Annotated in this window: 18 protein-coding genes; 14 read left to right on the top strand and 4 right to left on the bottom strand. The window is 72.4% G+C overall.

From position 1 onward, the window contains the following. Positions 1–302 precede the first annotated feature (302 nt). The 3 genes from ACKUB9_RS08910 to ACKUB9_RS08920 are packed head-to-tail and all read left to right on the top strand — an operon-like array spanning position 303 to position 5387. Complete coding sequence (locus tag ACKUB9_RS08910; RefSeq protein WP_407520891.1) at positions 303–2540, top strand: type I secretion system permease/ATPase; 2238 nt, start codon at positions 303–305, stop codon at positions 2538–2540. 5 nt (positions 2541–2545) lie between these two features. Further along, entirely contained in the window at positions 2546–4111 is a 1566-nt protein-coding gene (locus tag ACKUB9_RS08915) for an HlyD family type I secretion periplasmic adaptor subunit (protein ID WP_407521228.1), read from the top strand. A 37-nt stretch (positions 4112–4148) separates the two neighbouring features. Beyond that, positions 4149–5387 (top strand): glycosyltransferase family 4 protein, encoded by a 1239-nt coding sequence (locus tag ACKUB9_RS08920; RefSeq protein WP_407520893.1) that lies wholly within the window; start codon positions 4149–4151, stop codon positions 5385–5387. Positions 5388–5448: 61 nt separating this feature from the next. On the opposite strand, the gene ACKUB9_RS08925 is transcribed toward ACKUB9_RS08920, so the two are convergent. Further along, on the bottom strand, positions 5449–5781 hold the full coding sequence (locus ACKUB9_RS08925; protein ID WP_407520895.1) for a hypothetical protein: 333 nt from the start codon (positions 5779–5781) through the stop codon (positions 5449–5451). A 284-nt stretch (positions 5782–6065) separates the two neighbouring features. Between ACKUB9_RS08925 and ACKUB9_RS08930 the strand changes: the two genes are divergently transcribed. The 9 genes from ACKUB9_RS08930 (at position 6066) to uraH (ending at position 16554) form a co-directional block, all read left to right on the top strand. Continuing rightward, complete coding sequence (locus tag ACKUB9_RS08930; protein WP_407520897.1) at positions 6066–6467, top strand: NUDIX domain-containing protein; 402 nt, start codon at positions 6066–6068, stop codon at positions 6465–6467. Between the two features lie 261 nt (positions 6468–6728). Then, positions 6729–7214, top strand: coding sequence for a Ros/MucR family transcriptional regulator (locus tag ACKUB9_RS08935; protein WP_407520899.1), 486 nt, complete (start codon positions 6729–6731; stop codon positions 7212–7214). A gap of 349 nt (positions 7215–7563) precedes the next feature. Continuing rightward, entirely contained in the window at positions 7564–8250 is a 687-nt protein-coding gene (locus ACKUB9_RS08940) for a winged helix-turn-helix domain-containing protein (RefSeq protein WP_407521230.1), read from the top strand. Between the two features lie 26 nt (positions 8251–8276). After that, positions 8277–9665 (top strand): sensor histidine kinase, encoded by a 1389-nt coding sequence (locus ACKUB9_RS08945; protein ID WP_407521232.1) that lies wholly within the window; start codon positions 8277–8279, stop codon positions 9663–9665. A 100-nt stretch (positions 9666–9765) separates the two neighbouring features. Then, a complete protein-coding gene (locus ACKUB9_RS08950; protein WP_407520901.1) occupies positions 9766–12705 on the top strand; it encodes a bifunctional [glutamine synthetase] adenylyltransferase/[glutamine synthetase]-adenylyl-L-tyrosine phosphorylase in 2940 nt (979 codons plus the stop codon). A gap of 246 nt (positions 12706–12951) precedes the next feature. Then, positions 12952–13227 (top strand): hypothetical protein, encoded by a 276-nt coding sequence (locus ACKUB9_RS08955; protein WP_407520903.1) that lies wholly within the window; start codon positions 12952–12954, stop codon positions 13225–13227. A 229-nt stretch (positions 13228–13456) separates the two neighbouring features. After that, the gene (locus ACKUB9_RS08960) at positions 13457–14857 is read left to right on the top strand and encodes a nucleobase:cation symporter-2 family protein (protein WP_407520905.1); all 1401 of its coding nucleotides are present in this window, start codon (positions 13457–13459) and stop codon (positions 14855–14857) included. Between the two features lie 33 nt (positions 14858–14890). After that, positions 14891–15727 (top strand): factor-independent urate hydroxylase, encoded by an 837-nt coding sequence (gene pucL / locus ACKUB9_RS08965; RefSeq protein ID WP_407520907.1) that lies wholly within the window; start codon positions 14891–14893, stop codon positions 15725–15727. Continuing rightward, positions 15724–16554, top strand: a complete 831-nt coding sequence (uraH, locus tag ACKUB9_RS08970; RefSeq protein WP_407520909.1) for a hydroxyisourate hydrolase — start codon at positions 15724–15726, stop codon at positions 16552–16554. Before pucL ends, uraH begins: the two co-directional genes overlap by 4 nt. Before the next feature lie 60 nt (positions 16555–16614). Here uraH and trhA read toward each other — a convergent pair whose 3' ends face one another. Beyond that, positions 16615–17313, bottom strand: a complete 699-nt coding sequence (gene trhA / locus ACKUB9_RS08975; protein WP_407520911.1) for a PAQR family membrane homeostasis protein TrhA — start codon at positions 17311–17313, stop codon at positions 16615–16617. 107 nt (positions 17314–17420) lie between these two features. Next, the gene (locus ACKUB9_RS08980; RefSeq protein WP_407520913.1) at positions 17421–18497 is read right to left on the bottom strand and encodes a COX15/CtaA family protein; all 1077 of its coding nucleotides are present in this window, start codon (positions 18495–18497) and stop codon (positions 17421–17423) included. A 191-nt stretch (positions 18498–18688) separates the two neighbouring features. On the opposite strand from ACKUB9_RS08980, the gene ACKUB9_RS08985 reads away from it, so the two are divergent. Together ACKUB9_RS08985 and ACKUB9_RS08990 are read left to right on the top strand one after the other, a co-directional pair. Beyond that, positions 18689–18904, top strand: coding sequence for a DUF2842 domain-containing protein (locus ACKUB9_RS08985; RefSeq protein ID WP_407520915.1), 216 nt, complete (start codon positions 18689–18691; stop codon positions 18902–18904). A 109-nt stretch (positions 18905–19013) separates the two neighbouring features. Further along, positions 19014–19373, top strand: a complete 360-nt coding sequence (locus tag ACKUB9_RS08990) for a hypothetical protein (RefSeq protein ID WP_407520917.1) — start codon at positions 19014–19016, stop codon at positions 19371–19373. A gap of 9 nt (positions 19374–19382) precedes the next feature. On the opposite strand, the gene ACKUB9_RS08995 is transcribed toward ACKUB9_RS08990, so the two are convergent. Further along, complete coding sequence (locus tag ACKUB9_RS08995; protein WP_407520919.1) at positions 19383–20435, bottom strand: polysaccharide deacetylase family protein; 1053 nt, start codon at positions 20433–20435, stop codon at positions 19383–19385. Between the last annotated feature and the right edge of the window lie 98 nt (positions 20436–20533).

Below are 20533 nucleotides of genomic sequence, written 5' to 3' on the forward strand. Positions count from 1 at the left end.
TGTCCCCGCAACCAGACACTAGACCTACCAGAAAACCCCCGGCGCCACGCGCACGGGGGTTTCTGGCGTTCGAGCCTTGCGCGTGAGCCCGCCCGGGCGCCGATACTAGCCCGGTGTCGCAACGCCCGCCGCGCCCACACCGTCGATGCTGCATTTTATTGCCCCGAATGCGAGAGGGGAGGGGACGGGTTCACACCGGCGCCATGTTCTCTGGCATAGTGCGTGAGAACACAGCCACAGCGACACAACGTCTGGTACGGTCCGGTACCGATTCGGACGTGCCGGAACGAAGGAGATACTTGATGGCGGGTCAGGCCGCGGTTTCGACCGAGAGGAACCCCGCAGGCGAGCGCCCGGCCGGTCCCGCCCCGGGGGCCGCGACCGGTCCGTCTCCGGGCGCCACCCCGGATTCGGGTCTCGCCGCGCTCGCCCTCGTCGCCTCGTTCCATCACGTCGCCTGCGAGGCCGGCCAGATCCGGCACGAACTCGGCCTCGGCGTTCAGCCCGCCGGCGCCCGCGACATCGTGCGCGGCGCGCGCCAGATCAAGCTCAAGGCGCGCCTGCTCGAGAAGCAAAAACCCGAACGCCTCGAAAACATCCCGCTCCCGGCCATCCTCGAACTGGAAGGCGGACGCTTCGTCCTCCTCGGCCGTCGTCTCGACGACGGCAAGTACCGGATCATCGACGCCGCCGCCCGCGCGGCCGAGCACATCCCGGCCGCCGACGTGGTCGCCCGCTGGACCGGCACCATCATCCTGGTCGCCCGGCGCGCCAGCATCCAGAAGGTCATCAGCGATTTCGGCCTGACGTGGTTCGCGCCCTCGATCTGGCGCTACCGCCGGCCGCTCGCCACGGTGCTGATCGCCTCGTTCTTCATCCAGATCTGCGCGCTCATCACCCCGATCTTCTTCCAGATCACCATCGACAAGGTGCTCACGCACCGGGGCTACTCGACCCTGACCCTGGTGGCCATCGGGCTCGTGGTGCTGGGCCTGTTCCACGTCGTGCTCCAGCACCTGCGCACCTACATCCTCACCCACACGACGAGCCGCATCGACGTCGAACTCGGCGCCCGCCTGTTCGAGCACCTGATGCGCCTGCCGCTGGGCTACTTCGAGACCCGGCCCGCCGGCCAGACCGTGGCGCGCGTCCGCGAACTGGAGACGATCCGCAGCTTCCTCACCGGTCAGGCGCTGACCTCGGCCATCGACATACCCTTCACGCTGCTCTTCATCGTCATCCTGTACTTCTACTCGCCGACCCTCGGCCTGATCGTCACGCTCTCGATCCCCTGCTACATCCTCGTCGCCGTGATGCTGCGGCCGATCCTGCGCGAGCAGACGCTGGAAAAGTTCAACCGCTCCGCCCTGTCGAACCAGTTCCTGATCGAATCGGTGGTGGGCATCCACACCATCAAGGCCCTGGCCGTCGAGCCGACCCTGCGCGTGCAGTGGGAGGAGCGGCTCGCCGCCTACGTCAAGACCTCGTTCGTCAGCGGCATCCTGGCCAGCATCGGCCAGAACGCGATCCAGTACATCAACAAGGTCACCACCGCCCTGGTCCTGTTCTTCGGCGCCTACGCGGTGATGAACGGCGACATGACGGTGGGCAGCCTGATCGCCTTCAACATGATCATGGGCCAGGTCACCGGCCCCATCCTGCGCCTGTCGCAGCTCTGGCAGGACTTCCAGCAGGTGAAGGTGTCGATCGAGCGGCTCGGCGACGTGCTGAACTGCCCGCCCGAGACCCGCGCGATGGCCCAGGCGCACCTGCCGCCCGCCAAGGGCCAGATCACCGTGCGCAACGCCGTCTTCCGCTACCAGCCCGGCACGCCCGAGGTGCTCAAGGACGTCTCGATCGACATCCCGGCCGGACAGGTGCTCGGCATCGTCGGCCCCTCGGGCTCCGGCAAGTCGACCTTCACCAAGCTGCTCCAACGCCTCTACGTGCCCGAGAAGGGCCAGATCCTCATCGACGGCATCGACATCGCCCAGGTCGATCCGGCGTGGCTGCGCCGCCAGATCGGCGTGGTGCTGCAGGAGAACCTGCTCTTCAACAAGACGGTGTTCGAGAACATCGCGCTCGCGAGCCCCGGCATGTCCCGCGCGCAGGTGATCCAGGTGGCCCGCCTCGCGGGGGCCGACGAGTTCATCAACCGCCTGCCCCTGGGCTACGACACCCAGATCGAGGAACGCGGTGCCAACCTGTCGGGCGGGCAGCGCCAGCGCCTCGCCATCGCGCGGGCCCTCGCCACCAACCCCCGCATCCTGATCCTCGACGAGGCGACCTCGGCCCTCGACTACGAGAGCGAGCGCATCATCCAGGAGAACATGAAGCACATCGTGCGCGGCCGCACCGTGGTGATCATCGCCCACCGCCTCGCGGCGGTGCGCACCTGCGACCGCATCATCGCCCTCCAGGACGGGCGCATCGTCGAGGACGGCACGCACCGCGAGTTGCTGGAGCGGCCCACTTCGCTCTACGGGCGGCTCTGGCGCATGCAATCCGACCACGGATCCGAACAGGGAGAGGCCGCGTGAGCGCCATGCCCGAGAACCTTCCGGCGGCCCCGGCCGGCGGCGCCTCGCCCCCCGCGACCACGGCGGCCAAGCCGCCCGCCCCGCGGTCGAGCCGCCTGCCGGCCCTGCGCCCCCGGGCCCTGTCCGAGCGGGTGCGCAGCTTCGCCAACAACCGCGAGAACCAGGAATTCCTTCCCGCCCACTTGGAGATCCTGGACACGCCGCCCTCGCCCTACGCGATGGTGTTCACCTGGACGATCTGCCTGATGTTCGCCGCCGCCCTCGGCTGGAGCGTGCTGGCCAAGCTCGACATCCACGCGGTCGCCTCCGGCCGCATCCAGCCGAGCGGCCGCTCGAAGGTCGTCCAGCCCTTCGAGACCGGGAAGGTCCAGGCGGTCTTCGCCTCGAACGGCCTGCGGGTGAAGGAGGGCGACGTCCTGATCGAGATGGAGCCCACCGAGGCCGAGGCCGACCTCGCCGCTCGCCGCGGCGACCTCGCCGCCCTGGAGGCGCAGATCGCCCGGCGCCTCGCCACCATTGACGCCGTGCAGCAGAGCAGCCCCAAAGGCACCCTCAAGAGCGCGACCGCGGTCACGCCCGACTATCCCGACGGTATCCCGCCCGCGATCCGGGCACGCGAACAGGCCGCGATGATCGCCGACATCGGCCAGTACGTCACCACGCGCGACGCGCTGGTGGCCCAGCTCGCCGAGAAGGAGGCGACCCAGAAGCGCTTCGCCGCGAGCATCGAGGCCCGCGAGCGCCTGCGCGCGGTGCTCAAGGAGCGCGCCGACATGCGCGAGACCCTGGTCTCGAAGGCGGCCGGCACCCGCGCGGCGGTGATCGACGCCCTTCAGCAGGTGGAGCAGGTCGCCGCCGATCTCGCCTACGACCGCGGGCAGCTCGTGGAGGCGCTGGCGGCCGCGAAGTCCCTGGAGCGGCGCGTCGAGCAGCTCACGAGCGAGACCGTCGCCAAGCAGCACCAGTCGCTCACCGAGGCGGCCCAGAAGCGCGACGCCCTGCGCCAGGACGTGATCAAGGCCGCCCTGAAGCGCGATCGCCTGCGCCTCACCGCGCCCATCTCCGGCACCGTGCAGCAGCTCGCCGTCACCACCCTCGGCCAGGTCGTCACCGCCGGCCAGCCGCTGCTGATCATCGTCCCGACCGACGGGCCGATCGAGGTCGAAGCCCTGGTGCAGAACAAGGACATCGGCTTCATCGTCCCGGGCCAGGACGCGGTGGTGAAGGTCGACGCCTTCCCGTTCACCCGCTACGGCTCGATCGAGGGCAAGGTGCTCCGCGTCTCGCGGGACGCCATCGACGACAAGGACGCCAGCGGCTCGACCGACAGCCTCTCGCTCGCCCGCGGCCAGAGCCTCGCGCCCGTGAGCGGCACGCCCCGCACCCAGAACCTCGTCTTCCCGGTGACGATCGAACTGTCGCGCCCGACCATCGAGGCGGACGGCAAGTCCGTCCCGCTCACCCCCGGCATGACGACCACCGTCGAGATCCGCACCGGCTCGCGCCGGGCGATCGACTACGTGCTGTCGCCGGTGGTGGAGACCGCCTCGACGGCGGGACACGAGCGCTGAGGCGCCCGCCGGCCGGCGGCGCCCGAGCGAGGCCTCCATGCGGGTCCTGTTCGTCCACCAGAACTTTCCCGGGCAGTACCGGCACGTGGCGCCCGCCCTCGCGGCCCGGCCCGGGTACGAGGTCGTGGCGCTCGGCATCAACCCGGCGCCGCCCCTGCCCGGGGTGCGCCACCTCCGCTATCCCGTCGAGGGCCGCTCGACCCCGGACACCCACGGCCTCGCCCGGGACTTCGAGACCAAGGTGCTGCGGGGCGAGGCCGCCGCCCGCGCGGCCCTGCGGCTGCGGGCCGAGGGCTTCGTCCCCGACGTGATCTGCGGCCATCCGGGCTGGGGCGAGACGCTGTTTCTCAAGGACGTCTGGCCGGACGCCAAGCTCCTGAGCTTCGTGGAATTCGCCTACAGCGCGCGCGGCGCCGATGTCGGCTTCGACCCGGAATTTCCGGGCAGCGGCGGCGACGAGGCGGCCTTCGCGGTGCGGGTGCGCAACGCCGCCCACTACCTCGCCTTCGAGGCCTCCGACTGGCTGGTCACCCCGACCGCCTGGCAGGCGAGCCGGATCCCGGCCCCCTTCCGCACCCGCGTCAGCATCATCCACGACGGCATCGACACCGAGGCCGTGCGGCCGAACCCGCAGGCGCGCATCACCCTCGACCGCGACGGCAGCTCCTTCGGCCCCGGCGACGAGATCGTCACCTTCGTCAACCGCAACCTCGAACCCTATCGGGGCTACCACAGCTTCATGCGGGCCCTGCCGGAGATCCTGCGCCGGCGGCCCCGCGCCCGCGCGGTGATCGTCGGGGGCAACGAGGTGAGCTACGGCGCCCGGGCGCCCGGCGGACGCTCCTGGCGCGAGATCTTCCTGGAGGAGGTTCGGGGCGACCTCGACCTCGCGCGCGTGCATTTCGTGGGCAAGGTGCCGTACGCCACCTATCTCTCCCTGCTGCAGGTCTCCGCCGTCCACGTCTACCTGACCTACCCGTTCGTGCTGTCGTGGTCGCTTCTCGAGGCGATGGCGGCCGGATGCGCGATCGTCGGATCGGCGACGCCGCCGGTCGAGGAGGTGATCCGCGACGGCGAGAACGGGATCCTGGTCGACTTCTTCTCGCCCCCCGCCATCGCCCAGGCGGTGATCGGCCTCCTGGCCGATCCGGCCGCGGGCGAGCCCCTGCGCCGCGCCGCCCGCCACAGTGCGCAGGGCTACGACCTCAGGCGCGTCTGCCTGCCGCGGCACCTGCGCCTGATCGAGGATCTGGCGGCAGGCCGCATCCCGGCCTGATCCCGCAGGCCGTCACCGGCCTGATCTGGCGCTCCGGCCGAAGGGCGGCCTCACGGCCGGATCACAGCCATGTCCGGGCATCGATCCAGGCGGGGTCGAGGGCCGGTTCCTCCATCTCGGCCGCCGCGGCCGGCGCCTCGTCGCCGCGCACCAGCACGGTGGCCTCGTCGTGGTCGACGTCGCGCAGCTGCTCGGCCAGGAGCTGGAGGTAGCTCGCCGCCGCGGAGGCGCCGAACAAGGCGGCGAACCGCTCGTGCGCGACGCTCGCCATCGTCTCGACCACCGCCTGCGGGGGCGAGCCGCGCTCCACGGCCGCGTCGAGCACCGCCCGCCACGCCTGGGCGAGCTGCTCGCGGAGCTCCAGCGTGTCGTCGAGACCAGGGGGCTCTTGCATCGCGACGGCGTTCCTCAGCCGTAGGTCCTCGCCGGGCGGCGCGGGCGGCAGCTTCGATGGGCGATCCCGCCCTGTCAATTCGCGGCCGCCGAGCCCCGCGCGAGGCGGGCGGGCCTCACGCGACCCTGTCCGACGCTCGGCTTCCCTTCCGCGGGTGCGGCGGTCGATGTCCTGACGATCTCACTGCCTTCCGATCCGTGCCGGGTGGAATACCCTGTGCCGGGACCGGCGGTTCCATCATGGCGGCCGAATGGCCATCGGCATCGTGCGAAAGGTGGAGGCTCGTGGCTGAAGTCGTAGGTGCCATCCTCATTGACGGCGGCAACATCCTGCTCGGACTCCGAGCCCCGCACAAATCGTTCGCCGGGTGCTGGGACGTGATCGGCGGGCATGTCGAACCGGGGGAAACGCCGTGGTCCGCCCTTCGCCGCGAGCTGTCGGAAGAACTCGGGATCGAATGCAGGGAAGGTCGGCGCATCGCGACCGTGATGCTTCCGTGCGCCGGCCGGCCGACGGTGGTCCTGCACATCTATGCCGTTCGGTCATGGCTCGGGGAGCCTTCCGTGCGGAACGACGAACATGCGGCCATCGGATGGTTCACGCTCCAGGAGGCATGCGCTCTCCATCTGGCAAGCTCCCACTACCGGAGGCTCTTCGCGTCGCTGCGCGAGCCGGAGCCCCGGTGAGGCCGCAGCCATTCCGCGCCGGGCATCCTGCCGCCCTCCGCCGGAGCCGTACGCCCTCACCCGATCCTCGCGCGGATCGCCGCCTCGCCCGACGCCGGCTTCCCCCCTCCGAATGCGCCGTTACCTTGCGGTATGACGCACCGTTAACACAGTTCGCGACGCAAACTGCCCATACGATATAAATAGTTTTCACGGGCCGGATGACTGTGTTAACTCGAAAAAGACCCTAGGGAAGCAGGTGCCGATAAGGGCAGTGTCAGCATGAATCCGAGCCATCCGAAGGCCGTCCGCTTGGTGGAACTCACCGCCGACATCGCCACGGCCTATCTCAGCCACAACCACGTCCAGAGCAGCGACATCCCCAAGGTTCTGACGGAGATCCATGCGGCTCTCCAGGGTGCGCTGCACGAGCGTCCCGTCGGTCCGCCCGCTCACGTCAGGGCGACCCCGGCGGAGATTCGCCGCTCGATCACCCACGAGGTTCTGATCAGCTTCGAGGACGGCAAGCCTTACAAGACGCTGCGCCGCCATCTCGCGCGCCTCGGCCTCACCCCGGAGGCCTACCGCCAGAAATGGGGCCTGCCGCACGATTATCCGATGACCTCGGCCGACTACTCCAAGCGCCGCTCCGACCTCGCCCGCGCGTTGACGCTCGGTCTGCCCCTCGACCAGGCCGGCTCGGCCAGGCACGAGCGCCAAGCGGCCCCGGAGGCGGCCCCGGAGGAGGCGACGGCGGCCAGTGAGTGAGCGGGCCGCCACGGCCCGCCCTATTACCGAAGGTTCATGCTCCGGAGACGCGGGCGTAAGCCGCGCAGGCCCATAACCGACCCGTCGCCGGATGCGGCGCCGGGTCTCTCGTCCCCCGAGACCCGGACGATGCTCCGGCCCCACAGGCCGATCCGCCGGGTCCATATCGTCGCCCCCCAAGACGATCCGGCGGCATCTGCTGCGGCAGGTCGGGCCGTTCGTTGCCCGGCCTGCCGTCCATCGCACCCGACGTGCCGCACGCCGCGCCCCCGGCCGGCACGTCGGGTCATGGTGGTCCGGGATCTGGCGGCCCGGGACACGGGCGGCGGTGTGATCTAGTATGGCCGAGATGCGTCTGCTCATCATCGAGGACGACCGCGAGGCCGCCTCCTACCTGTCCAAGGCCTTCCGGGAAGCCGGCCACGTGGCGGACCTCGCCGCGGACGGGCTCGACGGCTACGCGCTCGCCCGCGAGGGCGCCTACGACGTGCTGGTCGTCGACCGGATGCTGCCGAAGCTCGACGGCCTGTCGCTGATCCGCTCCCTGCGCGAGCAGGGCGTGGAGACGCCGGTCCTGATCCTCTCGGCCCTCGGCCAGGTGGACGACCGGGTCAAGGGCCTGCGGGCGGGCGGCGACGACTACCTGCCGAAGCCCTACGCCTTCTCCGAACTGCTCGCGCGCGCCGAGGTGCTCTCGCGCCGCCGGGGCGGCGCGGCCGCCGAGCCGACCGCCTACCGGGTCGGCGACCTCGAACTGGACCGGCTCTCCCACCGCGTCACCCGCGGCGGGCAGGAGATCGTCCTCCAGCCGCGCGAGTTCCGGCTGCTCGAATACCTCATGCGGCACGCCGGTCAGGTCGTCACCCGCACGATGCTGCTCGAACACGTCTGGGACTACCACTTCGATCCCCAGACCAACGTCATCGACGTGCACGTCTCGCGCCTGCGCGCGAAGGTCGACAAGGGCTTCGAGCGGCCGATGATCCACACCGTGCGGGGCGCCGGCTACATGGTCCGGGCCGGCGGCGAGGCGTGACCGCGCCGCCCGCCCCGCGCGAGGGCATGCTCGCGCGGCTCGGCACGCTCGTTCGCACCACGGCCTTCAAGCTCTCGCTCGCCTACCTCATCGTCTTCGCCGCCGTCGCGTTCTTCGCCCTCGGCTACGTCGCCTGGAACGCCCGGCAGGTCCTCGACGACCAGATCGTCTCGACCATCGAGGCGGAGATCAACGGCCTCTCCGACCAGTACGCGGCGGGCGGGATCCGGCGCCTCGTCAGTGTGGTCGAGCGGCGCTCGCGCGAGCCCGGCGCCTCGCTCTACCTCGTCACCACGCCCGCGGGCGAGCACGTCACGGGCAACGTCGAGACGCTGCCGCCGGGCCTGCTCAAGGAGCCCGGCCAGACCGAGACCGCCTACGGCCGCGGCACCGACGGCGAGCGCCTCGACCACCGCGCGATCGTGCGCATCTTCACCCTGCCGGGGGGCTTCCGCCTGCTGGTCGGGCGCGACGTCGAGGAGCGCGACCGGCTGCGGGCGGTGATCGCGCGGGCCTTCGTGTGGTCGCTGCTGCTGGTGGTGGGGCTCGGCTTCCTCGGCGGCCTGTTCATCGCCAAGCGGGTGCTCACCCGGGTCGACGCCATGACCGACATCACCCGGGAGATCATGGCGGGCGACCTCGACGGGCGCCTCGCGCTCGCCGGCACGGGCGACGAACTCGACCGCCTCGCCCAGAACCTCAACGCCATGCTCGACCGCATCGGCGAGCTGATGCGCGGCCTGCGCGAGGTCTCGGACAACATCGCCCACGACCTCAAGACCCCGCTGACGCGCCTGCGCAACAAGGCCGACGAGGCCCTGCGCCAGACCAGCGACCCGGAGGCCCTGCGGGCGGCCCTGGAGGCCAATATCGAGGAGAGCGACAACCTGATCCGGGTGTTCAACGCGCTCCTGATGATCGCGCGGCTGGAGGCCGGCAGCGCCGGCGACACCCTCGCCGATTTCGATGCCGGGACGGTCGCCCTGGAGGTGGCGGACCTCTACGAGGCGGTGGCCGAGGAGCGCGGCGTGGTCCTGCGCACCGCCGTCGACCGGGGCCTCACCCTGCACGGCAGCCGCGAGCTGATCGGCCAGGCCTTGGCCAACCTCATCGACAACGCGCTCAAGTACGGGGCCGGGGCGGCCGACCCCGTCGTGACCGTCGAGGGACGGCGGGAGGGCGAGACGGTCGTGCTCGCGGTGGCCGACCGGGGCGAGGGTATTCCGGCGGCGGATCGCGCCCGGGTGCTCGGCCGGTTCGTGCGCCTGGAGACCGCCCGCTCCCGGCCGGGCTTCGGTCTCGGCCTCAGCCTCGTCAACGGCGTGGCGCGCCTCCACCACGGCACGCTGCTGCTCGACGACAACGGCCCGGGCCTGCGCGCCACCCTGCGGCTGCCCGCGGCGCGGGCGGGGTAGGGGCTTCCGCCGGCGGCGGGCGAAGGGGGGCTCTGCCGCGTCCCCCGCCCTTGCCCCGGACCGCGTCATCCGCGAGGGTCGCCGGCCCGGAGGCCCAACGATGACGACACACCTCCTCGACGCCCTCGTGGCCGCCCCGCACCTCGCCGATGCGGACAAGGCCCGCGACCGGCTCGGCGACCTCCTGGCGCTTCTCGATGATGCGCCGGAGGCCGCTCCGCTCGCGGCGGCGCTGCGGACCGACTCGCCCGCCCGCGCCCTCGTCCTCGGCCTGGCCGACCACTCGCCCTTCCTGTGGGGCGTCATCCTCCGCGAGCCCGCCCGCCTCGTGCAGCTGATGGAGCGCCCGGCGGACGCGTCGCACGCCGCCCTGGCCGCCGCCCAGCGCGGCGCGGGCGCCCCCGGCACCCCGCGCGAGGCGGTCGCCACGGCGCTGCGCCGCAACCGCGCCGAGCACGCGCTCCTCGTGGCGCTCGCCGATCTCGGCGGGGTCTGGTCGCTGGAGGAGGTGACGGGCGCGCTCTCCGCCTTCGCGGATGCCTCCGTCAACGCCGCCCTCGATGCCGCCCTGCACGAGGCCGCCGCGAGCGGCCGCTTCCGGCCCGCCGACCCGGCCGACCCGCAGGCGGGGTCGGGCCTCATCGTGCTCGGCATGGGCAAGCTCGGGGCGGACGAGCTGAACTATTCGAGCGACATCGACCTCATCGTGTTCTTCGACGCCGAGGCCGCCCCCCTGCGCGAGGGCGTCGAGGCCACGCCCTTCTTCAGCCGCCTCGCGCAGAACGTGGGCCGGCTGCTCCAGGAGCGCACCGCGGACGGCTACGTCCACCGGGTCGATTACCGCCTGCGGCCGGATCCCGGCGCGACGCCCACCGCCGTCTCGCTCGCCTCGGCCTATTCCTACTACGAGACCGTGGGCCAGAACTGGGAGCGTGCCGCCTTCATCAAGGCCCGCCCGGTGGCCGGCGACCGGCCGCGCGCCGAGGCCTTCCTCGCCGAGCTGCGCCCCTTCGTCTGGCGCAAGTACTTCGACTTCGCCTCGATCGCCGACGTGCACGCGATGAAGCGCCAGATCCACGCGGTGCGCGGGCACGGCGCCATCGCGGTGGCGGGCCACGACATCAAGCTCGGGCGCGGCGGCATCCGCGAGGTGGAGTTCTTCGTCCAGACGCAGCAGCTCGTCTTCGGCGGGCGCCGCCCGTCCCTGCGCGGGCGCCGGACCCTGGAGATGCTGCCGGCCCTGCACGACGAGAACTGGATCACGCCGGAGGCGCGCGACGAGCTGGCGGAGGCCTACCGCTTCCTGCGCACCGTCGAGCACCGGCTGCAGATGGTGGCCGACGAGCAGACGCAGCGCCTGCCCGAGGAGCCGCAGCGCCTCGACCGCTTCGCCCGGTTCTGCGGCTACCGCGACGCGGCGGCCTTCGGCGAGGCCTTGGTAGACCAAGCGACCCGCGTGCAGGCGCATTACGCGCTGCTGTTCGAGGCCGGACCGGATCTCTCGGCGGAGGTGGGCGACCTCGTCTTCACCGGCGTCGAGGACGATCCGGCAACGCTCGCCACCCTGCGGCGCCTCGGCTTCCGCAACCCGGAACTGGCGATCGAGACGGTGCGCGGCTGGCATTTCGGGCGCCGCCCGGCGGTGACGAGCGCCCGCGCCCGCGAGGTCGTCACCGAACTCGTGCCGGCCCTGATCCAGGCGCTCGCCGGCACCGCCGACCCGGACGGGGCGCTCGCCGCCCTCGACCGCGCCTTCGGGCGGATGCCGGCCGCGGTGGAACTCCTGACCATCCTGCGCTCGCACGACCGGCTGCGGCTGCTGTTCGCCGATCTCCTCGGCACGGCGCCCCGCCTCGCCGACACGGTGGCGTTCAGCCCGCACGTCCTCGACGCGGTGATCGACCCGGCCTTCGGCGAGCCGGTCACGGACGAGGCCGCCCTGCATGCCCAGGTGCGCCACCTGATCGGCCGGACCGCCGACTACGAGGAATTCCTCGACCGCACCCGCGATGCCGCCCGCCAGCTGCGCTTCGTCACCGGCGCGCGGCTCCTCTCGGGCATCCTGCCGCCCGCGGGCGCCGGCCGGGCCTATGCGGGCATCGCGCAGGCCGCCGTCGCCGAGACCCTGCACGCCGTGAGCGAGGCCTTCGCGGCCGAGCACGGCCGGATCCCGGGCGGCCGCGTGGCGGTGCTCGGGCTCGGGCGGCTCGGCTCGCGCCAGCTCACCGCCGATTCCGACCTCGACCTCGTGGTGCTGTACGATTTCGACCCGGAGAACCGCGAGAGCGACGGACGCCGCCCGCTCGACGCCGCCGTCTACCACAACCGCCTCACCCAGCGCCTCGTCGCGGCCCTCACCGTGCCGACCCGGCGCGGGCGCCTCTACGAGGTCGACCTGCGCCTGCGTCCCGGGGGCGGCCAGGGACCGATCGCCGGGCAGTGGCAGCGCTTCCTGCCCTACCAGCGCGAGGAGGCGGACCTGTGGGAGCACATGGCGCTCACCCGCGCGCGGGCGCTGGCGGGCGATCCCTCGCTCACGGCCGAGGCGACCGAGGCGGTGGCGGCGATCGTCGCTCGCCCGCGCGACCCCGCCATCGTGGCCCGGGAGGTGCGGGAGATGCGCGCGCTCGTCGCCCGCGAGAAGCGCGACGGCGGTCCGCTCGACCTCAAGCTGTCGCCGGGCGGGCTCCTCGACCTCGACTTCCTGGCGCAGGCCCTGGTCCTCACCCACGCGGCGGCGCATCCCGGCCTGATCGGGCTCGACGCACCGGCGGTGCTCACCGAGGCCGGCGATCTCGGCCTGCTCGATCCCGGCGATGCGGCGGCGCTCGGGGCCGCCTACCGGCTCCTCGACGACGTGCACCAGTGGCAGCGCCTGATGGTGGAAGGTCCCTTCGAGAAGGGCGCGGCTCCGGCGACCCGCGCGCGCCTCGCGGCGGCGGCCGGCCTGCCGGACGAGGCCGCCCTGCTGACGCGGCTGGCCGAGATGCGGGCGGAGGCGAGGGGGGCGTTCGACCGGCTCCTCGCGGAGCGCCTCTGACCGAACCGGCCCGTCCCGAGGGAGAGAATGCGGTCCTCCACCGTGGCGTCGATCGCCGCGGTGAAGGAGGATCGGGGGCAGAACCGGGCGAGGGCCGCCCGCCGCCGAGCAACACCCCGCACCGAAACGCCGCCTTCGCCGCCGCTTCCGTTTCGTCATCGTGCCGGACTGTGCCATTCTCGGCCGGCAACCTCATTCGCCGTCGCCCGATCCTGGCGGGCGGCTCACGGGCAATCGCGGGACCCCATGCGACGTCAGCCGGCAGCGACGAGCCACGAGGACCGAACCGCCTCCGAGGCCGGGCCTGCCGACGCCCAGATCGGACCGACGCTGATCGGGGCCGCGATCGTCGCGGCGCTCGTCGAGGCGCGCCTCGTCGACGCCGAGCGGGTCGCGGCCTTCGCGGAGATCTTCGCCTCGGCCGGTCCCGGCGCCCAGCCGATGGCCGCCGAACAGCTCCACGGCTTCGCCGCGCTGGTGCGGACGGTCGCCCGCATGCCCGTCGATACCGGCCGGACCTGAGGGCGGTCCGGGAGCGCTTCCCCGATACCACGGCGCCGAAGGGACGAACGGATCGGGGGTGACGGCCCGCACGTCGGCCCTCCTGATCTCGCACGACCCTGGGGCCGGAGCCGGCGGTCGTCTTGCGCCGCGGGCCGCGCCGCCGCACGCTGGCATGCGACTTGCCGGTTCGGGGCCGGGCGCAGGCGGTGAGCCGCCCAGGGCGGGATCGCGACACGAGATCTTCGGCATGACGACGCAGCCCATCCATCCGGTCGATGAGCGCCTGCCCCTGGCCAAGCTCCTGCCGCTCGGCCTGCAGCACGTGCTCGTGATGTATGCCGGCGCCGTGGCGGTGCCGCTGATCATCGGTCGCGCGCTCGGTCTCAAGCCCGATGAGGTGGCCTTCCTGATCAGCGCCGACCTGTTCGCCTGCGGCCTCGCCACGCTGGTTCAGTGCGTCGGTGGTCCGGGCGTGGGCATCCGCCTGCCGGTGATGATGGGCGTCACCTTCGCGGCGGTCGGGCCGATGCTGTCGATGGCCGCCGCGCCGGAGGTCGGGCTGCTCGGCATCTACGGCTCGGTGATCGCCGCGGGCGCGTTCGGGCTCGTCGTCGCGCCGTTCGTCAGCCGCCTGCTGCCGCTCTTTCCGCCCGTCGTCACCGGCACCATCATCCTGGTGATTGGCATCTCGCTGATGCGGGTGGGCATCAACTGGGCCGGCGGCGGCCTGCCGACGGTCACGCGCGTCGTCGACGGCGTGCCGGGCAGCTTCCCCAACCCGCATTACGGCCAGCTCGCCGGCCTCGGCATCGCGCTGTTCGTCCTTCTCGTCATCCTGGCGCTGATCAAGCGGGGCCGCGGCTTCGTGGCCAACGTGGCGGTGCTGCTCGGCATCGTGGCGGGCTCGGTCCTGGCGGCGCTCCTCGGCCTGATGCCGTTCGACCGGGTGGCGCGCGCGCCCTGGTTCGATCTCGTGCTGCCCTTCCACTTCGGCATGCCGCAATTCCACCTCGTGCCGATCCTCACCATGTGCGTGGTGATGGTCGTGGTGATGATCGAGTCGCTCGGCATGTTCCTGGCGCTCGGCGACATCACCGCAAGACCCGTCGGCCAGGCCGACCTCGCCCGCGGCCTGCGGGCGGACGGGCTGGGCACGCTGATCGGCGGGATCTTCAACACCTTCCCGTACACGTCCTTCTCGCAGAATGTCGGGCTCGTGGGCGTCACGGGCGTGCGCTCGCGCTACGTCACGGCGGTCGGCGGCCTGATCATGCTGGGGCTCGGCCTCCTGCCCAAGATGGCCGCACTGGTCGAATCCGTGCCGCAGGTGGTGCTGGGCGGCGCGGGGCTAGTGATGTTCGGCATGGTGGCGGCCACGGGCGTGCGCATCCTCGCGGCGGTCGATTTCCGCACCAACACCAAGAACCTGTTCGTGGTGGCGGTGTCGGTCGGGTTCGGGATGATCCCGCTCGTCGCCCCGACCTTCTTCCGCAATCTGCCCCACGCGCTGCACCCGCTGCTCGAATCGGGCATCCTGCTCGCGGCTATCGTGGCCGTGCTGCTGAACGCCTTCTACAACGGGGTGGGCAGCGCCGAAGGAGCGAGCCGCGAGGCCTCGGTGGCTGCGGCCGCGGCCGAGCACGTCTGATCGTCCGGGACCCCCTGCCAGGATGCTTGCGCCATGACCCTCCTGCACAAGACCTACGGCAAGGGGCGCGTCCGGGTGATGCGCGTCCACCGCGAGGGCGCGCGCCACGAGGTGCGCGAACTGACCGTCCAGGCGATGCTCACCGGCGGCTTCGACCCGGCCTTCACCCGCGCCGACAACTCCACCACGGTCTCGACCGACACGGTCAAGAACGTCGTCAACATCGTGGCCCGCGAGAGCATCGCGCTGCCGACCGAAGATTTTTGCCGCGCCGTCGCGCAGCGTCTCCTCGACGCCTACCCGATGGTCGAGACCGCCACCGTGACGGCGCACGAGACCAAGTGGGCGCGCCTCGCGGTCGACGGCACGCCCCACCCGCACGCCTTCACGCTCGACGGCAACGGCCGCGCCACCGCCACCGTGCGGATGAGCCGGGAAACCATGCGGATCGAGTCCGGGGTCGCGGGCTTCACCTTCCTCAAGACCACCGCGTCGGGCTGGGCGAACTACGTGAAGGACCCCTACACGACGATCCGCGAGACCGACGACCGGCTGGCCGCCACCAGCATGGAGGCCTCCTGGCTGTGGGCGCGCCCGCCCGCCGACTACCCGGCCGCGAATGCCCGGATCCTCGGCGAGATGCTGCGGGTCTTCGCCACCACCTACAGCCACAGCATCCAGGACAGCCTCTACCGGATGGGGCAGGCGGCGCTGGCGGCGGTGCCGGAGATCGAGACGGTCAGCATGGCCTGCCCGAACAAGCACTACCTCCTCGTCGACCTCGCGCCCTTCGGCCTCGACAACCCCAACCAGGTCTTCGTGGCGACCGACGAGCCGCACGGGCAGATCGAGTGCACGGTCGGGCGATGAGCGCCCGCACCAGCCTTGCCGCCCTCAACGCGGCGCCGCCCGGCCTCTTCGCGGCCTTCGCGGCCGACCTGTTCGCGGGCGCCGCCTGGGTCGGAGAGCGGGCCGCCGCGGCACGGCCCTTCGCCACCCTCGCGGCCCTGCACGAGGGGCTGATGGCGGCCGCGACCGCCGCCGCCCCGGCGGAGCGGCGCGCCCTGATCGGCGGCTTCCCGGACGTCGCGGCCGAAGCGGCCGGACTGACGGACGAGGAGGCCGCGGCGCTCGCGCGATCCGCCGCCGCCTACCGGGCGCGGCACGGCTTCCCCTGCCTCATCTGCACCGCCCGCCACGGCCCCGAGGCGATCCTGGCCGCCGTCGCGGCGCGCCTCGCCGGTCCGCCCGAGGCGGAGGAGGCGGCGGCGCTCCGGGAGATCGGCCACATCACGCGCCTGCGCCTCCTCGACCGGGTCGAGGGGCCGGGCGCGCCGCCCGCCGCGGGCCGCCTCTCCACCCACGTGCTCGACACCCATGCGGGCCGGCCGGCCGCGGGCGTGGCGCTGCGCCTCTTCGCGCTCGACCGCGCGGGGCGCAGGCTGCTCGAAGCCCGCACCACCAACCCGGACGGGCGCACCGACGCCCCGCTCCTGCACGGCGCGCCGCTGCGGACGGGGCGCTACGAGATCGAGTTCGATCTCGGCCCCTATTTCCGCGCCCGGGTCGATGCCGGCATCGCCACCCTCTTTCTCGACACCGTGCCGGTGCGCTTCGGCATCGACGAGCCGGAGGGCCACTACCACGTGGCGCTGATCGCCACGCCCTGGAGCTACACGGTCTATCGCGGCAGTTGAGCGGCGGATCCGCCTAGAGCAGGCTTCACGTGTCAACCTGATCGAAGCCTGCTCTAGGTCTCACGCCACCGCGTCGACGACGCTGCTCCACACCGCCCCGTAATGGCAGGCCGCCGCGGCGAGCACGAAGGCGTGCCAGATCGCGTTCTGGAACGGCAGCCGGTGCCAGACGTGGAAGATCACGCCCACCGTGTAGAAGAACCCGCCCGCGCAGAGCAGCCACAGGGCCGGCTCCGAGAGCAGCGCGATCACGTGCTCGTAGGCCGCCACGCCGCTCCAGCCGAGGGCGAGATAGAGCAGGATCGCGAGGCGGTCGAACCGCCCCGGCAGGGCGACCTTCGTGGCCGCGCCCGCCACCGCCACGATCCAGATGCCGGCGAGCAGCGCCCAGGCCACCGTGCCGGTGCCGACCAGGGCGACGAGGGGTGTGTAGGTGCCGGCGATCATCAGGAAGATGGTGGCGTGGTCGGCCCGGCGCAGGCGCCACTTCAGGCGCCCGACCGGCCACATGTTGTAGGCGGCCGAGACGCTCAGCATCGCGACGAGGCCCGCCGCGTAGACCGCCACCGCCACCTGGCCGGACAGGGCGAGCGGCAGCAGCGCCGTGGTGATCACCAGGGCCAGCGCGCCGATGACGGCGAACGCGACGCCGACGACGTGCACCACCCCGTCCGCCAGGAGCTCGCGCGGGGTATAGACCCAGCGCACGGCCGGCGGTCGCCCGTCGTCGCACTCCGGTTCTCCGGTCAAGGCCTCCATGCAGCCCCCTTCGCAGGTCCCCTGCCGCGATCCCGTGCGGCCCGTCGGCGCCTCGGGACGGCTCAGTTCACCACCGAATCCCCGTGGGGTCACGGGGCTCCGGCCGGTCATGCACGGGAGAGCGTAGCGAGCCGCGCATGAACGACAGCCATACCGAGCACCAGCATGGCGGCGAGCTGGTGGGCGAGGCCGGCCCAGAGGGGCACCACCAGCAGCAGCGTGACGATGCCGAGCCCGGCCTGCGCGGCCACGAGGCCCAGCACCACGCCGGCCCGGCGGGACGCGCGGGTGCCCGGGGCCATGCGGCGCGCGTCGATCAGGTGGACGAGCGCGACGGCGAGGAGCAGGTAGGCCACCAGCCGGTGGTTGAGCTGCACCAGGGCGACGTTGTCGACGAAGTTCTCGATCCACGGCGTGACCGCGAACAGGCCCGAGAGCGGCGGGATCAGCCCCCCGTCCATCAGCGGCCAGGTGTTGTAGGTCAGTCCCGCCTTCGAGCCAGCCACGAGGCCGCCCAACGCGATCTGCAGCAGCACGAGGCCGGCGAGCGCCGCGGCGGTGACCCGCAGGCGGCGCGGCAGCCGCTCGTCGGCCGTCCGATCGAGCCCGGTCGCGAGCCAGACGAGGCCGGCATAGATCAGGCTCGCCAGGGTCAGGTGGAGCATCAGCTTGAGCGGCGCGACCGCGGTCATGCCCGGCTGGAGCCCCGAGGCCACCATGATCCAGCCCACCGCCCCCTGCAGGCCGCCGAGCAGCCCGAGCCCGAGCAGGCCGAGTCCGAGCCGCCGGTCGAGCCGGCCCGTCCACCAGAACCAGACGAGGGGCAGGAAGAAGACGAGGCCGAGCAGCCGCCCGAGGAAGCGGTGGCCCCATTCCCAGCCGTAGATCACCTGGAACTCGCCGAGCGACATGCCCTTGTTGAGGAGTTCGTATTGAGGCGTCGCCCGGTACTTGGCGAATTCCTGCTCCCAGGCCGCGGCCGAGAGGGGCGGGATGGCGCCCGTGACGGGTTTCCACTCGGTGATCGAGAGGCCGGAGCCGGTGAGCCGGGTCGCCCCGCCCACCGCCACCATCGCCACCACCAGGGCGGCGACCACGAAGAGCCAGCGGCGGACCGCGCGCCGCGCGCTGGGCGCGGCCGTGGCGGGCGGGGCGGCGGGCGTGCTGAGAACGGCGCTGGTCATGCGCGCGGGTCTAAGGGGCGGGTGGCCGGCCGCGCAACGCCCGCCGGTGCCGCACCGGCCGCGCTCCTGTACCGCACCCCGCCGCACGCGCGGCGATTGCGGCCCGCCCGCCCCTCGCGTAGGCGGGCGGCCACTCCCATGTCCGTCCGCTTGTCCGTCCCCTTGTCCGTCCCTTGGCCCGGAGACCCGCGATGCGCCGCCGCACCCGCTCGCTGATCGGGACGATCGTGATGATCGTCTTCGTGATGATCTACGCGCCGCTGGCGATGGCGCTCGCCGACAGCCGCATCGCCCAGACGCCGCCGATCGTGCAGTCGATCCTCTACGCGATCCTCGGCATCGCCTGGATTCTCCCCCTGATGCCGCTGATCCGGTGGATGACGCGGCCGGATACCGACGCGGCCTGACGCGACGGCCGGCTTTTCGCCCAACTTATCGCGCACAAGCTTCGGCGGCGCTCCGGATACGGGCGCATCCCTCCCGTTCTCCGCTCCCGCCCAAGGCAGCTTCAGGCTCATGCGCCACGCGCTCGCGATCTTCCTTTTTCTCGGCCCGCTCGCGGGCAGCGCGCTGGCCCAAGCCACGCCCCGTTCGGTGGGCGACTGCGAACGGATCCGCGGCGATCTCGCCTACAACCAGTGCCTCGCACTGTTCGGCCCGGCGGCCCGGGTGAAGGGCGCGACGGCCTACGCGGCCCCCGACACCGCCCTGCGCCTTCCCGAGATGCCGGGGGCCGCGATGCCCGAGGCCGAGCCCGCCCCCACCGCCTCGCGCGGCAGGGGCCGCCACGGGCGGCGCGCCTATCGCGATCGCCAGAGCGCCAGCTTCTCGATCATCGCGGGCGGCGAGCGCCGCTCCTACCGCCGCCGGCGCTGAGCCCGGCCGTCACGCCACGTTGAGCCGCCGGCCGCGGTTCCAGGCGAGGAACGGCACCCCCGAGAGCAGCGCCCGCAGGGCGGCGTCGGTCTGGAAGCAGCCGTTGACCGAGACCCGCGGCAGCGCGTGCAGGTGGTCGCGGTGGGCGGGAAACAGGTGGCCCGGACGGGTGGTCACGGCGGTGCGGTAGCCCGCCTCGCGCGCGAGCGCGAAGTCCCGCGGGCCGGCCGAGGTCGGATCTCCCACCGGATAGGAAAAATGCAGCGGGGCCGTGCCGAGCCGCTCGGCGATGCGCGTGCGCGATTCCGTGATCTCCCGCCGCGCCGTCCAGGCGTCGTGCTTGGCGAGCATCGGATGAGTCAGCGTGTGGGCGCCGATGCTGAGATCGGGATCCTCCGCGGCGGCGCGCAGCTCGTCCCAGGTCAGGCACAGGCCGCGGGTGAGCGCCCGCGCGTCGACGCCCGCCTCTCCGGCGAGGCGGGCGACGGCCGCGCGCAGAGCCGGCTCCGGACCGGCGCGCAACACCCCGTAGACGGCCGCGAAGGCCGCGCTCTTGCCCTCCGGGTCCGTGGCCGGCAGGTCGATTCCGGCTTCCGGCAGCCGCACCCGGTGTAGACGCCCGATCGCCCGTTCGAGTTCGATCCACCACAGCCGGCCGGTGCCCTCGGCGTAGTCCGCGGTGACGAACAGGGTCCAGGGCGCCCGATGGCGCACGAGCACCGGACGGGCGTGATCGAGGTTGTCGCGGTAGCCGTCGTCGAAGGTGAGGACCGCGAAGGAGCGCCCGCCCGCCGTCGCGAGGCGCTCGGGCACCGCATCGAGGGCGATCAGGTCGAAGCCGAGGCGCCGCAGCGTCGCCAGCACGTGGTCGAGGAAGGCCGGAGTGATCGAGAGCAGGCGGTTCGGCGCGTAGGCCCCGGCGGGCGGCGCCTCCGGCTCGACCCGGTGGAAGGTGAGGATGACGCCCCGGCCCCGGGTCGCGGGTGCCAGCCAGCGGTCGGCCCGCATCGCCGCGATGGCCGAGAACCCGGCGTGAAACAGACGGTGGCGCGCGTCCAGCATGCCCGCAGACTAGACTGCCGTCCCTCAAGACTTCCTTACGATGGGAGTCAGTTACCATACCGTCAGGATGCAGCATGGCGACGGCGCCGGTTGGACTA

Source organism: Methylobacterium oryzisoli, assembly GCF_046557895.1.
Classification (GTDB): domain Bacteria; phylum Pseudomonadota; class Alphaproteobacteria; order Rhizobiales; family Beijerinckiaceae; genus Methylobacterium; species Methylobacterium oryzisoli.